This is a genomic window from Micromonospora sp. MGP-C2, from assembly GCF_057766525.1.
Map to the genome: position 1 here is coordinate 814,581 of NZ_JBYMEN010000002.1, position 14,796 is coordinate 829,376.

Annotated in this window: 10 protein-coding genes and 1 tRNA gene; 3 read left to right on the forward strand and 8 right to left on the reverse strand. The window is 71.7% G+C overall.

Annotated features, from left to right (window positions below; translation table 11 throughout):
• Window positions 1–22: 22 nt before the first annotated feature.
• From selB to AC3CF1_RS03485, 7 genes are all read right to left on the reverse strand, one after another.
• Window positions 23–1,777, reverse strand: coding sequence for a selenocysteine-specific translation elongation factor (selB, locus tag AC3CF1_RS03455; protein ID WP_488449507.1), 1,755 nt, complete (start codon window positions 1,775–1,777; stop codon window positions 23–25).
• 1 nt (window position 1,778) lies between these two features.
• Window positions 1,779–3,083, reverse strand: coding sequence for an L-seryl-tRNA(Sec) selenium transferase (selA, locus tag AC3CF1_RS03460; RefSeq protein ID WP_488449508.1), 1,305 nt, complete (start codon window positions 3,081–3,083; stop codon window positions 1,779–1,781).
• Window positions 3,084–3,104: 21 nt separating this feature from the next.
• Window positions 3,105–3,200 (reverse strand) — tRNA-Sec (locus tag AC3CF1_RS03465).
• A gap of 13 nt (window positions 3,201–3,213) precedes the next feature.
• Window positions 3,214–4,434 (reverse strand): NrfD/PsrC family molybdoenzyme membrane anchor subunit, encoded by a 1,221-nt coding sequence (gene nrfD / locus AC3CF1_RS03470; protein ID WP_488449509.1) that lies wholly within the window; start codon window positions 4,432–4,434, stop codon window positions 3,214–3,216.
• On the reverse strand, window positions 4,431–5,543 hold the full coding sequence (locus tag AC3CF1_RS03475; protein ID WP_488449510.1) for a 4Fe-4S dicluster domain-containing protein: 1,113 nt from the start codon (window positions 5,541–5,543) through the stop codon (window positions 4,431–4,433). The genes nrfD and AC3CF1_RS03475 overlap by 4 nt, the downstream gene beginning before the upstream one ends.
• On the reverse strand, window positions 5,533–8,805 hold the full coding sequence (gene fdh, locus AC3CF1_RS03480) for a formate dehydrogenase (RefSeq protein WP_488449511.1): 3,273 nt from the start codon (window positions 8,803–8,805) through the stop codon (window positions 5,533–5,535). Before fdh ends, AC3CF1_RS03475 begins: the two co-directional genes overlap by 11 nt.
• A 505-nt stretch (window positions 8,806–9,310) precedes the next feature.
• Complete coding sequence (locus AC3CF1_RS03485) at window positions 9,311–9,874, reverse strand: hypothetical protein (protein WP_488449512.1); 564 nt, start codon at window positions 9,872–9,874, stop codon at window positions 9,311–9,313.
• A gap of 899 nt (window positions 9,875–10,773) precedes the next feature.
• On the opposite strand from AC3CF1_RS03485, the gene AC3CF1_RS03490 reads away from it, so the two are divergent.
• Both AC3CF1_RS03490 and AC3CF1_RS03495 read left to right on the forward strand, forming a co-directional pair.
• Window positions 10,774–11,115: a hypothetical protein gene (locus AC3CF1_RS03490; RefSeq protein ID WP_179779166.1), complete on the forward strand. Its 342-nt coding sequence runs from the start codon at window positions 10,774–10,776 to the stop codon at window positions 11,113–11,115.
• Window positions 11,112–11,771 (forward strand): nucleotidyl transferase AbiEii/AbiGii toxin family protein, encoded by a 660-nt coding sequence (locus AC3CF1_RS03495; protein ID WP_088951764.1) that lies wholly within the window; start codon window positions 11,112–11,114, stop codon window positions 11,769–11,771. The genes AC3CF1_RS03490 and AC3CF1_RS03495 overlap by 4 nt, the downstream gene beginning before the upstream one ends.
• A gap of 114 nt (window positions 11,772–11,885) precedes the next feature.
• On the opposite strand, the gene AC3CF1_RS03500 is transcribed toward AC3CF1_RS03495, so the two are convergent.
• Window positions 11,886–12,788, reverse strand: a complete 903-nt coding sequence (locus AC3CF1_RS03500; RefSeq protein WP_433549712.1) for an SDR family oxidoreductase — start codon at window positions 12,786–12,788, stop codon at window positions 11,886–11,888.
• A 186-nt stretch (window positions 12,789–12,974) separates the two neighbouring features.
• Here AC3CF1_RS03500 and AC3CF1_RS03505 point away from each other — a divergent pair, with 186 nt between their 5' ends.
• Window positions 12,975–14,768: a bifunctional metallophosphatase/5'-nucleotidase gene (locus AC3CF1_RS03505; protein WP_088948264.1), complete on the forward strand. Its 1,794-nt coding sequence runs from the start codon at window positions 12,975–12,977 to the stop codon at window positions 14,766–14,768.
• The last annotated feature ends 28 nt before the right edge of the window (window positions 14,769–14,796 follow it).

The following is a 14,796-nucleotide window of genomic DNA, read 5'->3' on the forward strand; positions in this document are numbered from 1 at the left end:
TGACCCGGCGGGCGCCACGCCCTCAGGTAAGGACGATGCGGACGTCGTCGGGCAGTCGTCGGGTCGCGCCCCGACGGTCCAGCAACTCCAGCAGGGGCACCGCCACCCGGCGGGTGGTGTCCAACGCCTGCCGGGCCGCGGAGAGCGTGAACGGCTGCGGCAGCCCGGCCAGCACCCGGACCGCGTCGTCGAGCGCGTCGGGCAGCAACACCACGTTGTCGGCCAGCCGCAGCAGCGCGCCGGCCCGCACCGCGGCGCCGATCTCGCGTGGCCCCAGGCCGAGGTCGACGAGGCGGTCCGCCTCGGGGGCGCGAAACGGCCGGTCGCCGTACTCCGCGCGGACCCGCTGCACGGCCCGGGCCACCGGCTCGGGCAGCGCATCGGCGCCCGCCGCCCCGACCCGCCCGGCGTGGATCCGCAGCGGCGGCCGGACCAACGCCTCGACCAGCACCCGGTCGGGCAGGGCGAGGCGCTGGCGCAGCGCGTCCACCGGCATCCCGGGTTCCAACGGGTGCTCCCTGGCGTAGCGGGCGACCTCCTCGGTCACCTGCTCGCCGAGCCGCCGCCAGTGCGCCGGGTCGGCCAACCAGTCACCGGCCACCGGAGCGGCGTCCACCGGCACACCCATCCGGATCAGCGCACCGGCCCGAACCAGCCGGCGACGGCGCAGCTCCCCGGCCAGGTCGGGACGACCGTCCAACTCGGCGAGGACCTGTGCGCGGGTGACGGCGGCACCCCGGCGGGCCAGCGGTGGCGGCGCCACGTCCAGCACCCGCACCCCGCCGGTCACGTGGTGCCGCCCCGGGTCACGCAGCAGCGCCCGATCGCCCACCAGCAGCGGCAACGGACGAGCCAACCGCAGGCGTACGGTGTCCGGGCCGAGCGGGCGGACCCGTACCGGCACGGCCGCCGACCCGACGTGCAGGGTGAGGGTGGCCGGCAGGTCGGCCGCCGGATCGCCGGTCAGCCGCACGTCGACGAGGTCGGTGTGGTGAAACCGGCCCGGGGTGAGCAGCGCGTCGCCACGACCGAGCCGGTCACGGGGCGTACCCCGCAGGTTGACCGCCACCCGGGCCACCGCCGTCACCTCCGGCCGGGCCTCGCCCAGTGAGTGCAGGCCACGTACCCGCACCGGCTCGTCGGCCCCGGCCAGCTCCAACTCGTCGCCCACCCGCAACCGTCCGACGCCGAGGGTGCCGGTGGCCACGGTGCCGCTGCCCCGCACGGTGAAACTGCGGTCCACCCAGAGCCGGACCGGGTCGTCCACGACCGGCGCGGGCAGCCCGGCGGCGAGCCGGTCCAGGGCGGCCCGAAGCTCCGGCAGGCCGGCGCCGGTCAGGCCACTGACCGCCACCGCCGGCACCGTGCCGAGGCTGGTCGCCCCGATCTCGGCCAGGGCGCGGGCCATGGCCGGCCCCGGGTCGGCCAGGTCCGCGCGGGTCACCGCCACCAGGCCGTACGCCACACCGAGCGCGTCGAGCGCGGCCAGGTGCTCGGCGGACTGCGGCATCCAGCCCTCGTCGGCGGCCACCACGATCAGCGCCGCCGGCACCGGGCCGACACCGGCGAGCATGTTCGGCACGAACCGCTCGTGCCCGGGCACGTCGACGAAGGCGACGGTGCCGCCGGACGGCAGCGTCGTCCAGGCGAACCCCAGGTCGATGGTCATCCCCCGGCGGCGTTCCTCGGCCCACCGGTCAGGTTCCATCCCGGTCAGCGCCCGGACCAGTGTCGACTTGCCGTGGTCGACGTGCCCGGCGGTGGCGACGACGAACACGTCAGTCGTCCCCGGGTATGCGGAGCACGGCCGCGCGGACCGTCTCGTCGGCCTCTTCGGGCACGCAGCGCAGGTCGAGCAGGAGCCGGCCCCGCACCACCCGCCCGAGCACGGGCTGGTCGCCGGTGCGCAGCGGCTCCGCGTACCGCTCGGGCAGACTCAGCGCCCACGAGTCCAGCTCGACGCCGGGCGCCCCACCGCCACCGACCACCGCGGCGGCCGGCACCACCTCCGCCTTGCGGCCGTCCGCTCCGAGCCGGTCGCGCAGCCGCTCCACCCGGCTGCGCAGCACACCCGGGTCGGCGTGCAGCGCCGTGCGGGTGGGCGTGTCCGGCTGGTGCAGGGTGGCGGCCAGCGCGGCCAGGGTGAGCTTGTCCACCCGCAACGCCCGGGCCAGCGGATGGCGGCGCAGCCGGTCGACCAGCGCGACGTCGCCGAGCAGCAGCCCTGCCTGCGGGCCGCCGAGCAGCTTGTCGCCGCTGGCCGTGACGAGCGTGGCACCGGCGCGCAGGGTGCTGGCCGCGTCCGGCTCGTCGGGCAGCAGCGGATCCGCGGTGAGCAGACCGGAGCCGATGTCGGCGACCACCGGCACGCCGAGGGTGGCCAGTTGTTTGACCGGGGTTGCCGAGGTGAAGCCGGTGACCTGGAAGTTCGACGGGTGCACCTTGAGCACGAACCCGGTCTGCGGGCCGAGGGCGGCGGCGTAGTCGGCGAGGGTGGTGCGGTTGGTGGTGCCCACCTCCCGCAGTCGCGCGCCGGTGCTCTCCAACAGGTCGGGCAGGCGGAAGCCGTCGCCGATCTCGACCAGCTCGCCCCGACTGACCACGATCTCCCGGCCGGCGGCCAGCGCGGTGGCCGCCAGCACCAGCGCGGCGGCGCCGTTGTTGACCACGTGCACGGCGCCCGCGTCGGGCACGGCGGCGGCCAGCGCGTCGAGGGCGTCGCGACCGCGACGGGCACGCCGACCGGTGCTCAGGTCCAACTCCACGTCGGTGTGCCCGGCGGCGGCCACCACCGCGGCGACCGCGGCCGACGACAGCGGCGCCCGGCCGAGGTTGGTGTGCAGCACGACGCCCGTGGCGTTGAGCACCACGCGGGGGCCCGACGCGGGCAGCGCGGCGACCGCGGCGTCGCGTACGTCATCGGGGTGCAGCTCGCCACGGCGGGCCCGCTCCTGGGCCCGGGTGACGACCGCCTTCACCCGGTCCCGGCCGAGCGTCGCGCTGGCCGCGGCCAGCCGGGGGTCGGCGAGCAGCGTGTCGGTGCGGGGCACCCGGCGTCGCGGGTCCACCGGCCCGTCACCCATCGCGTCATCTCCTGCACTGGTTGGCGGAGACGGACGGGAATCGAACCCGCCTGGCCCGGGTCCCGGACCACACCGGTTTTGAAGACCGGGAGGGGCACCAGCCGCCTGAACGCCTCCACCGGACATTCGATCACATCGCGGGCGGGGCCGCCCGATCAGATGGAAGATCCATGCCCGTCCGCCGGGCGTCGGCCCGCTCGCGCTGCGGCACCACCGTGTACCGAGGGTCGCGCGCGGAGGCCACCCCGCCGTAGAAGATGCCGAACCGGGTCACCACCGACGCGGCCAGCAGCGCGGCCCCGGACAGCGCGCCGACCAGCCGGCTACGCCGACCGAGCAGCGCGCCGGCGACACCACCGGCCGTCAACATCCGGCCGGCGCGCAGCAGCCGACCGGGGCTGCCCTGCCGGTAGGGCTCACTGAGCAGACCGAGGCGGGTCTCCACCCGATGCGCGCCGTACAACTCCAGGGCCGCGCCGGCCACCGCCATCCGCCGGGCCGGCCCCGCCTGGGCCGGCGGCGCGGCGAGCAGACCCACGCCGGCGCCGCTGGCCAGCGCGCTGCCCGCGAAGATCACCGGCAACTCGGGGTACGCCTCATGCCAGGAGGGCACCGCCGTGTCGGCGAGCAACACCCCGGTGTACGTGGCCAGCGCGGGTGCGGTGCCGGCGGCGAGCAGCCCGGCGACGTGCCCGGCCGACGGCAACGCCCGACCGGCCAGCCCGAGCAGGCCGTGGCGCGGCAGCACACCGGCGGCCTCGGCGATCGCGGCGACACCAGCGGCCGGCCCGTACGCGGTGAGGATCCAGGTGCCCACCGACATCGGCGACGTCAGCTTCGCCACGCGCAGCATGTGGTGGAACCGCGCCGGCCGGCCGAGGTCCTTGACCAGGAAGACCGCGCTGGCGCTCACGGCGGCCAGCGCGGTGACCCGACCGGCGCGTCGCAACGCCGGCCGGCCGGTGAGCTGCCCACCGGCGGCGAGCAGTGACGAGCCGGCCGCCAGCCCGCCGGTGAACAGGTACGCCGCGATGTCCCACTTCCAGACCGGCGCCTTCAGGATGGGCCGACCGTAGTACGACGTGAACTCCGCCTCCGGCACCCGCAGTTCCTCGCCGCCTCCGCGACGACCACCTCCGCGACGCCCACCCCGCCGGCCGGGTTCGGCGGTGCGCCGCTGCTGTCCGACCGCCGAGCTGGTGCCGGCGCCGTTCGCGGCCGGCAGCCCGGTGCTCTCGCCGTTCGCGGCCGGCAGCTCGGTGCTGGCCGTCGGTCGGTCGCGAGCATCGGCGGCCAACCGGTCCCGGAAGCGACGGAAGATCTCGCCCACCTCGGGGCGTTGCGGACTCACGAGGAACCTCCGACGAACGCGGCGACGGTGGCCGCCGCCATGGCGAGAGCCGCGAGGCCGGCGCGCTTCCACATCTTCGGCAGGTCGCGGGTGGTCACGATCGGGTCCGGTGGCAGCCCGTACACCTCCGGCTCGTCGAGCAGCAGGAAGAACGCACCGTCCCCACCCACGCCGTCGTTCGGGTCGTGCCCGTACAGGCGGGCCTCGGGGACGCCCCGCTCGTGCAGCGTCTCGACCCGCGCGGCGGCCCGCTCCCGCAACTCGTCGAGCGGCCCGTACTGGATCGACTCCGTCGGGCACGCCTGCGCACACGCCGGGGTCATGCCCGCCCCGAGCCGGTCGTAGCACAGCGTGCACTTCCACGCCCGACCGTCGTCCTTGCGCTGATCGATCACCCCGTACGGACAGGCGGAGATGCAGTAACCGCAGCCGTTGCAGATGTCCTCCTGCACCACCACGGTGCCGAACTCCGTCCGGAACAACGAACCCGTCGGACAGACATCCAGACACGCCGCGTGCGTGCAGTGCTTACAGACGTCCGACATCATCAACCACCGGAAATCCGTCCGCCCCTCCACACCGGACCCGCGCCCCGGCGGCTGCGCCCCCGGCATCCCCAGGAACTGTGGACCCGCGCCACCACGGCCCGCGGCGGTCGCATCGGCCTCGATCGTGCCGAGCACGTCTACCGGCCCGCCCCCGGCCATCCGGGCGGCGGCGGACGGCGTGCCCGTCGGCACACCCGGGTCCGTGCCGGTGCGCTCGCTGGTGCCAGCCGCCACGGCCGCCGACGCCGCGCTGACCGAACCGTCGGTCGGCGTACCCGCGAACGGCGGTGTGCGGTGCCCGGCCGGCCGGGGCTGCTCGATGAACGCGACGTGTCGCCAGGAGTTCGCGGTCAACGCGCCGGTGTTGTCATACGACATGCCGAGCAGGTCGAGCCCGCTCTCCGGGACACCGTTCCACTCCTTGCAGGCCACCTCGCAGGCCTTGCAGCCGATGCAGACGCTGGTGTCGGTGAAGAACCCCATCCGCGGCGGCGCGTCCTCGTAACCGGCGTCCCGCGCCGGATCCAGCGGCCCGTAGAGGCTGTTCGGGTCAGGAAGCACCGCGATCCCTCCCCTCACTGTCAGTGGTGACCGCCGGGGCGTTGTGGCCCGGGTTGATCCCGGCGCGCCGCTGGTAGTCGGCGACCAGGTCCAGCAGCGCCGGCCCGGTCGGCCGACGGCCGGCCCGCACGTCGCAGGTGCCGACCTTGCTCTCCTGGATCAGCACGTTCGGGTCCAGGCTGATGCCGAACAGGTCGTTGGCCGAGTCGCCGGTCACCAGACCCTCGAAACCGAAGTGGTACGGCAACCACACCTGGTGGATGATCCGGTCCTCGACCCGCAACGGACTGAGCCGATCCGTCACCAGCACCTTCGCCTCGATCACGGCACGACCGCTGACCAGGTGCGCCCAGCCCAGGTGGTCGAGGCCGCGTTCGACGGCCAGCTCCGGAGACACCTCCACGAACATCTCCGGCTGCAACTCGGCCAGCGGCGACACCGTCCGACTCATCCCGCCGGCCGTGTGGTGCTCGGTGAGCCGGCTGACAGTGAACACGTACGGGAACACCTGGCTGTGCTCCTCCGGCGGGCTCGGGTTCACCGAGTTCACCGGATGCGCGTACATCTTGCGGGTCGGGTTGGCCTGCTGCCCGTAGAGCGGGTTACGCACCGGCGACTCCACCGGCTCGTAGTGCGTCGGCAACGGGCCGTCCAGGACACCGCTGGGCGCGTACAGCCAGCCCTTCCCGTCGCCCTGCATGATGAACGGGTCGTCGCCGGCGATGCCCTCCGTCCCGGACGCGCCGGGTGGCGGCCGGTACGACGGCGGTTTGGTCTTCTCGAAGTCCGGCACGTCGTGACCGGTCCACTCGCCCTTCTCGGCATCCCACCAGACGTAGCGTTTGCGCTCACTCCACGGGTTGCCGTCCGGGTCGGCGGACGCACGGTTGTAGAGGATGCGCCGGTTCGCCGGCCACGCCCACCCCCACTCGGCGGCCACCCAGTCCTGCTCGTGTCGGGACTTGCGCCGCGCCGCCTGGTTCACGCCGTCGGCGTACACCCCGGTGTAGATCCAGCAACCGATCGCGGTGGAGCCGTCCGCGCGGGCCTCGGCGAAGCTGGACAGCGGGCGGCCGGTCGTCACGTCGTACCCGTTGATCTCGCGCAGCACCGCCTCGGCGCTCGGCTCCGCGTTCGGGCCGTGCGTGGGGTAGTCCCAGGTGAGGTCGAGCAGCGCACGGTCGCGCGGCAGCTTCGAGTCGGCCAGCTTCTCGCGCAGCTTGCGCCCGAGGTGGTAGAAGAACCACAACTCGGAGCGGGCGTCGCCTGGCGGCTCGACGGCCTTCTCCCGCCACTGCAACAGGCGCTGCGTCTGGGTGAACGTGCCCTCCTTCTCCACATGCGAGGCGGCGGGCAGGAAGAACACCTCCGTGCGGCACTCCTCGGGCACGATCTCCCCGGTGGCGACCTCGGGACCGTTCTGCCAGAACGTCGCACTTTCGATCATGAACAGGTCCCGGACGACCAGCCAGTCGAGGTTGGCCATGCCCAGGCGCTGCGCCCGGCCGTGCGCCGAACCGACCGCCGGGTTCTGCCCGAGCAGGAAGTACCCCTTGATCTTCCCGTCGATCATGTTCAGCACCTGCTGGTAGGTGCCGTGGTCACCGGTCAGCCGCGGCAGGTAGCCGTAGCAGTAGTCGTTCTCCGGTGTCGCCGCGTCACCCCAGTACGCCTTGAGCAGGCTGGCGGCGAACGACCCGGCGTTACCCCAGAAGCCCTTCTGGCCGGGGTGCCGGATGCTGTCCACCCACTCGTCGAAGGTCGGGTGGTCGGCGTGGTGCGGCATCGGCAGGTAGCCCGGCAGCAGGTTGAACAGCGTCGGGATGTCGGTGGACCCCTGGATGCTGGCGTGCCCGCGCAGGGCCATCACCCCACCACCCGGGCGGCCCATGTTGCCGAGCAACAGCTGGATGATCGCGCCGGTGCGGATGTACTGCACACCGACACTGTGCTGCGTCCAGCCCACCGAGTAGATCAGCATCCCGGTGCGCTCCCGGCCGGAGTTCTCCGTCCACGCCCGGGCCAACTCCAGGAACTTGTCCTGGGGGATGCCACAGACCCGCTCGACCATCTCCGGGGTGTAGCGGGAGAAGTGTCGCTTGAGGATCTGGTAGACGCAGCGCGGATGCTGCAACGTCTCGTCCCGCGGGGTGTCCCCGTCGACCTGCGCGCCGTGCGACTCGTGCTCCAGCCCGGACGCGGTGTCGCGCTCCTTGGCCGTGTGCCCACTGCCGGACGAGTCCTCGTTGCCCTCGTACTGCCAGCTGTCCTGCACGTACGTGCCGGTCTCCGGGTCGAACCCGGAGAAGAACCCGTCGCCGTCCTCGGTGTCACTGAACCGCTCGCTCACGATCGTCGCCGCGTTCGTGTACGACAGCACGTACTCCCGGAAGTCCAGCTCGTTGTCCAGGATGTAGCGCACCACCCCGCCGAGCAGCGCGATGTCCGTGCCCGCCCGGATCGGCAGGTACGAGTCAGCCAGCGCGCTGGTGCGGGTGAAACGCGGGTCGACGTGGAAGACCTTCGCACCCCGACGCTTGGCCTCCATCACCCACTGGAAACCCACCGGGTGCGCCTCAGCCATGTTCGAACCCTGGATGACGATGACGTCAGCGTTGGCGATGTCCTGCTGGAAATCCGTCGCACCGCCACGACCGAAGCTGGCCCCCAGACCGGGGACGGTGGCGGAGTGTCAAATACGCGCCTGGTTCTCGATCTGCAACGCACCGGCCGCGGTGAACAACTTCTTGATGAGGTAGTTCTCCTCGTTGTCCAGCGTCGCCCCACCCAGACTGGAGAAACCCAGCGTCCGGTTGAGCGGTCGGCCCTGCGTGTCGACGTCCTCCCAGGTCTGCTCACGAGCCGCGAGCACCCGGTCGGCGATCATGTCGAGCGCGGTGTCGAGGTCCAGATCCTCCCACTGCGTCGAGTAGGGACGGCGGTAGCGGACAGTGGTCTGCCGCAGCGGGCTGGTCACCAGGCTCTTGCTGGCCGAACCCTTCGGGCAGAGCCGACCCCGCGAGATCGGGCTGTCCGGGTCGCCCTCGATCTGACTGACCTGCCCGTCCTTGACGAACACCCGCTGACCGCAACCCACCGCGCAGTACGGGCACACCGATCGGGCCACGCTGTCGGCGGTTTCCGTGCGAGCCGTGAGCGCGCGGGACCCGTCGGACTTCGCCGCGGCACCCCGCCCCAACGGGTCGGTGCCGGTGAGCTGGCGGTAGACCGGCCAACCCTCGATGAAGGTACGCAGACCCATGCCACGACACCCCCTCCCACGCGAGCGACCCCATGAACATAGGCCAGCCGAGACATCTTCGCGAGCGGAGGGAAGTCAGACAGCGCCGCCCCCGGCCCTTGTGGGCTCGGGGGCGGCGCTGGTGTCGGTGTGCAGGTCGCCTCTCGGCGAGTGGCGCGACGCGGCTCCAGCCGAACGGTATTCCGCGAAGGCGATATTAGGTGAGGCCCGGGGACACTGAGTCACACCGACACTGACCACAACCAACCAACCCCCGCCCGTGTTCCCGCTTCCCTGCCCGAGCCCAGTCCGGCCCGGGCGGACTGGGCCGGGCGGCCCGCCCCACCCGCTTGGGTCGATCAAGGAGTCGTGGTGCTGGACAAGACCACCCGAACCATCCTCAGTCCGGCACCACAAGTCCATGATCGACCCGAGCCAGGGACGTGCGAGGTGCGGATATGCCGCTGGCCGGCACCCCGGGTGGGGTGCCGGCCAGCGGTCGGGTCGTTCAGTGTTCGTGTTGGTGTCAGCTGTTCCAGTGCTGGGCGACGAGGTCGGTGGCCTGCTGCTCCCACTGGGCGTAGGCGTCGGGGTAGGCGGAGACCTGGACGGTCTGCGCGGCGTCGGTCAGCGCCATGTCCTGCCAGCCGTCGACCTGGCGGAGGCCCTTGAGGAACGCGGTCGTGGAGTAGGCGGGGTCGGTGATCTGCTCCGGCGTGCCCCAACCACTGGTCGGGCGCTGCTGGAACAGGCCCAGCGAGTCATGGTCATTCTTGTCGCCGAGGTGGCCCAGGTTCTCCAGCTTCGACTCCTGCAGGCTCGTCGCGATCGAGATCACCGCGGCGCGCTCGGGCAGGCCGGCCTTCTTCGTCGCGGCGATGATCGCCTTGACGTTCGCGGTCTGCTCGTCGTTGAGGGTGATGTGGGACTGCTCGCCCTGCGGCTTCGGGGCGGTCGACTGCACCGCCACCGCGACCGGCTTGACGTCGACGGGGTTGGCAGCGTGGGCGGCGATCGGGCCGGCGAAGACACCACCGGCGAACGCGAGACCAGCAACAGACAACATGCTCTTACGGAAGATCGTGTTCATGGGGGTAGCTCCTTCGGGGGTAGGAACACCCGCACCGCCAATGGGGGTCGGCGACACAAGGGTGTGAGCACCTCGTCCGGCGCTGCATCAAAATCAAAGGGGAAAAGTCTTAGGGAGATCGGCACCGTCAAGCCGAGGGCTTGCGGGGCCCGGGTCGGCGGCCTACGAGCGGGGCTCGGGCGCCGGGTCCATGTGTAACGACCGGGGGCCTGGGGTCATTCCCCGTGGGCCCATCCGCCGACACCGGCTCGTGTGAAGGGGTGGTCGGGTGGTCGCTCGTGGGGACTGCAACGACCGGGGGTCCAGGGTCATTCCGGGGGCCGGGTCATCCCCGTGGCACCCGATGGGGCGGGGTGCTGGGGAGGCTTCAACGATGCGGCCCGGGGCGGCATTCCAACCCCGCTACCAGCGGTTCCAACCCCGGTGGGCGGGGCGGTGAGCCGGTGGTCCTGCGATCGTCAGAGTGTGTAACGACCCCGCCCCGGCCATCATTCCGACCCACCGGTGCGACCGGTCACAGGCGAAACGCCCCAGAGGCCGCGAACCTCGTACCGCGATCATCGGCGCGCTCGGTTCAACCCCTCAGCCCGGACAAAGCTCTCAGCTTCGACGTGCGTCGACCCTCGGGACGCCACGTTGGGCTTGATCGACTCGGCTTCCTGGAAATCGGGGCATCCGAGACCGCATGACACCCCGACTTCAAGGAACCCGAGTCGATCACGAAGACGCCAGCCGCCGCAGGCGGGGGCAAACCGGATGAAATTCCGTTGGAGGATGCCCGACCCGGGCGCGCGGGCGGCCAGTTGGCCTGGGCTCGGCGAAGCACCGTCAACAGCCTGCGGCAGGGCGCAGGGATCGTCTTGAGCGACACCGGCTCGGGTGGGCGTTACCCTGACACCATGCAGGCCGTCTCCCCCACCGCGACCGGCGTGGCCTTCCTGGCCCGACCGGGTCGCCCTGCCGTGGTGGCGCGGACGCTCGTCGAGCTGGCCGGGCCCACTCGCGGCGTGGTGGAGCTGCCGGTGCGGTTGATGTGGAACGCCGAGCGCACCTTCGACCTCGCCGACCCCGACCAGCTGCTCTGGATGTACGAGAACGTGCTACGCGAGACGACCCGCACCGAGGACCTGCGCGTCCTGATCAACGGGCGGACGCTACGCCGGGTGTGGCGACTGCTCAACCTGCCTCGGGGCGTACGGCAGGCGTGGGAGAGCCGGCACCGCGGCCTGCGCGCGGCGTGACCGAGCCTCATCTGCACGACTTCTACCGGGAGGTGGCCCGGGTGGCGCTCACCGCCGCCGGACCGTACCGGTTCGTGTTGGGTGGCGGGGTGGCCTGGGCGGCGCACGGGTTGGTCGCCCGCCCGACGGAGGACGTCGACCTCTTCGCGGACGTGGAGGGTGCCGCCGCGGCGGCCTCCGCGGGGGTGCGCGGGGCGTTGGAGCGAGCCGGCTTCCTCGTCACCGACGCCGACCCGGACAGTGAGTTGGGCGAGCTGTTCGACGGGTACGAGCAGGACATGAAGGACTTCGTGGTGAGCCGGGACGGACGGCAGATCCGGCTCAGCCTCGCCCGGTTGGACCGCCAGCAGAGCCCGGTGGTGATGGACCTCGGCCCGGTGATGGACGTCCGCGACCTGGTGGCCAACAAGATCGCGGCACTGGTCAACCGGCGGGAGGTCCGTGACTTCATCGACGTGGCGGCGGCGTTGGAGCACTACGACGTGACCGAGCTGCTGGTGCTGGCACGGCAGGTCGACCCCGCGCTGGACCCGGACGACGTGCGCGCCGCCGGCCGCTACCTGGACCGTCTGCCCGAGCAACGCTTCGGACGTTACGGCCTGAGCGCCGCCGACATCGCCCAGGTCCGGCAGCGCTTCGCCGCCTGGCCGCGCTGACCCAGCCGCCGTCGGCGAACCACGCAACGAGACGGGCAACGCCTCCGCAACACCGGATGCCGGACCGAGCCGCGTCGGGGCGGGCACCCGAGCAGCGCCCGCCCCGACGGCGAGTCACTTGGTCGGTCGGCCGCCCGTGACGCCCAGGATCTCGCCGGTGACGTAGCTGGATTCCTGCGAGGCGAAGAAGACGTACGCCGGGGCCAGCTCCGCCGGCTGGCCGGGGCGACCCTCCGGGGTGTCGGTGCCGAACTGCTTCACCTTCTCCTCCGGCATCGTCGACGGGATCAGCGGCGTCCAGACCGGGCCGGGCGCGACCGCGTTGACCCGGATGCCCTGCTCCGCCAGGTCGGCGGCGAGGGCCTTGGTGAAGTTGGCGATCCCCGCCTTCGTGGTCGCGTAGTCCAACAGCTGCGGCGACGGGTCGAACGCCTGGATCGACGCCGTGTTGATGATCGCCGACCCCTCGGCCAGGTGCGGAATGGCGGCCTTGCAGAGCCAGAACATCGCGTACAGGTTGGTCTTGAGCACCCGGTCGAACTGCTCGGTGCTGATCCCGAGGATGCCCTTGTCCTGCGACATCTGGTACGCCGCGTTGTTGACCAGGATGTCGATGCCTCCCAGGTCGCGGACCGTCCGGTCGACCAGCTCCTGGCAGTGCGCCTCGTCGGTGACGTCGCCGCGGACCGCGATCCCCCGCCGGCCGGCGTCCTCGATCAGGCGGATCGTCTCCTGGGCGTCGGCGTCCTCCTCCTCGCTCAGGTACGAGATCAGCACGTCGGCGCCCTCCCGAGCGAACGCCAGCGCAACGGCCCGGCCGATGCCCGAGTCACCGCCGGTGATCAGCGCCCGTTTGCCGTCGAGCTTGCCGGTGCCCCGGTACGACTCCTCGCCGTGGTCCGGCTTCGGAGTCATGTCGCCGGTCGTGCCGGGCGGTGACTGCTGTTGTGCGGGCTGGCCGGACTGCTGGCCGTACTGGCTGGTGGGGTCCTGCTGGGTGTGCTGGTCCTCGCTCACCGATCTCTCCTCGCGCCGCGCGGGAAGCGGGGGCTGCCCCGCGAATGTCGTCCCTGACCGCCGTACCCTGCGCCGGCCTGCGGAAACCGCAGCAGCACCTGGGGCTGGCGTGGCAGGAGTGTCCGCTGCTGGTTATGGTGCGCAAGGCGCTCACGAGGCGCGTCCACCCCCATGGAAAGGCACGTCATGACCTCTCCCTCCGGCCCGTCGCGTCGCCAGGTGCTCGTCGCCGCAGCGGCGGCCGCGACCGCCCCGCTGATCGCCGCCGCGCCCGCGCAGGCGGCCGGCGCGGCCCGGCCGCGCACCTGGGACCTCACCCTCCTGGGCACGTCGGACACGCACGGCAACGTCTACAACTGGGACTACTACCGCGACGCCGAGTACGACGACAGCAAGCAGAACGACATCGGCGTCGCGAAGCTGGCGACTCTGATCAACCAGATCCGTCGGGAGCGGCGCGGCAAGGCGACGCTGGTGCTCGACGCCGGCGACACCATCCAGGGCACGCCGCTGGCCACGTACTACGCCAAGCAGGAGCCGATCACCGCCACCGGCGAGAAGCACCCGATGGCCCGGGCGATGAACGTCATCGACTACGACGCGGTGACGCTGGGCAACCACGAGTTCAACTACGGCCTGCCGTTGCTGGACCTGTGGATCCGTCAGCTCGGTTTCCCGGCCCTCGCCGCGAACGCGGTCAACGCGAAGACCGGCAAGCCGGCCTTCCTGCCGTACGTCATCAAGAAGGTCTCCCTCGGTTTCGCCGCGCCGACCCTGCGGGTCGGCATCCTGGGGTTGACCAACCCCGGTGTGGCCATCTGGGACAAGGGCAACGTCGAGGGCAAGCTGCGCTTCGACGACATGGTCGCGACCGCGGCGAAGTGGGTGCCGATCATGCGGGCTCGCGGCGCGGACCTCGTGCTGATCTCCGCGCACGGCGGTGACAGCGGCACCTCCAGCTACGGCCCGGAGCTGCCGAACGAGAACCCTGTGGCGTTGATCGCCCAGCAGGTGCCGGGGATCGACGCGATCCTCTTCGGTCACGCGCACAACGAGGTGGTCGAGCGGTTCGTCACCAACGAGCGGACCGGCGCGCAGGTGCTGCTCTCCGAGCCGTCGAAGTGGGGCCAGCGGCTCACCCGGATGGACTTCACCCTGACCCGCGAGCGCGGCCGGTGGACGATCACCAAGAAGGCCGCCAGCATGCTGAACACCAACACCGTGGTCGAGGACCCGAAGGTGCTCGCCGCCGTGCGGGCCCAACACCAGAAGACCATCGCGTACGTGAACCAGGTGGTGGCCCAGGCCACCGTCGAGATGTCCACGGTGGAATCCAGGTACAAGGACACTCCCATCCTGGACTTCATCAACCACGTCCAGGCCGAGACCGTCACGAAGGCGCTGGCCGGCACGCAGTACGCCGACCTGCCGGTGCTGTCCCAGGCGTCCCCGTTCAGCCGTACCGCGGTCTTCCCCGCCGGGGACGTGAAGATCCGTGACGTGGCAGGGCTCTACGTCTTCGACAACACGCTCGAGGCGGTCGTGCTCAGCGGCGCGGAGGTGCGCACCTACCTGGAGTACTCGGCGAAGTACTTCCGGACCCTCGCTCCGGGCGCCCCGGTCGACCCGGAGCAGATCAGCGACTCGCCGGCGGTGCCGGACTACAACTACGACGTGATCTCCGGCCTGGACTACGACATCGACATCTCCAAGCCGATCGGGCAGCGGATCACCCGCCTGGTGCTGGCCGGCACCGACACTCCGGTGGCGGACAACGCCCAGTTCGTGATGGCGGTGAACAACTACCGGCGCAGCGGTGGCGGCAACTTCCCCGGCATCGTGAAGACCCAGGTCTACAACGCGCAGCAGGAGATCCGGCAACTGCTCATCGACTGGGCGCAGGCCAAGGGGACGATCGACCCGGCCGACTTCTTCCAGCAGAACTGGCGACTGGTACGCGAGGGCGTGCCGGTCTTCTGACCCCAGCACATCGCTAACGGGCCGTGGG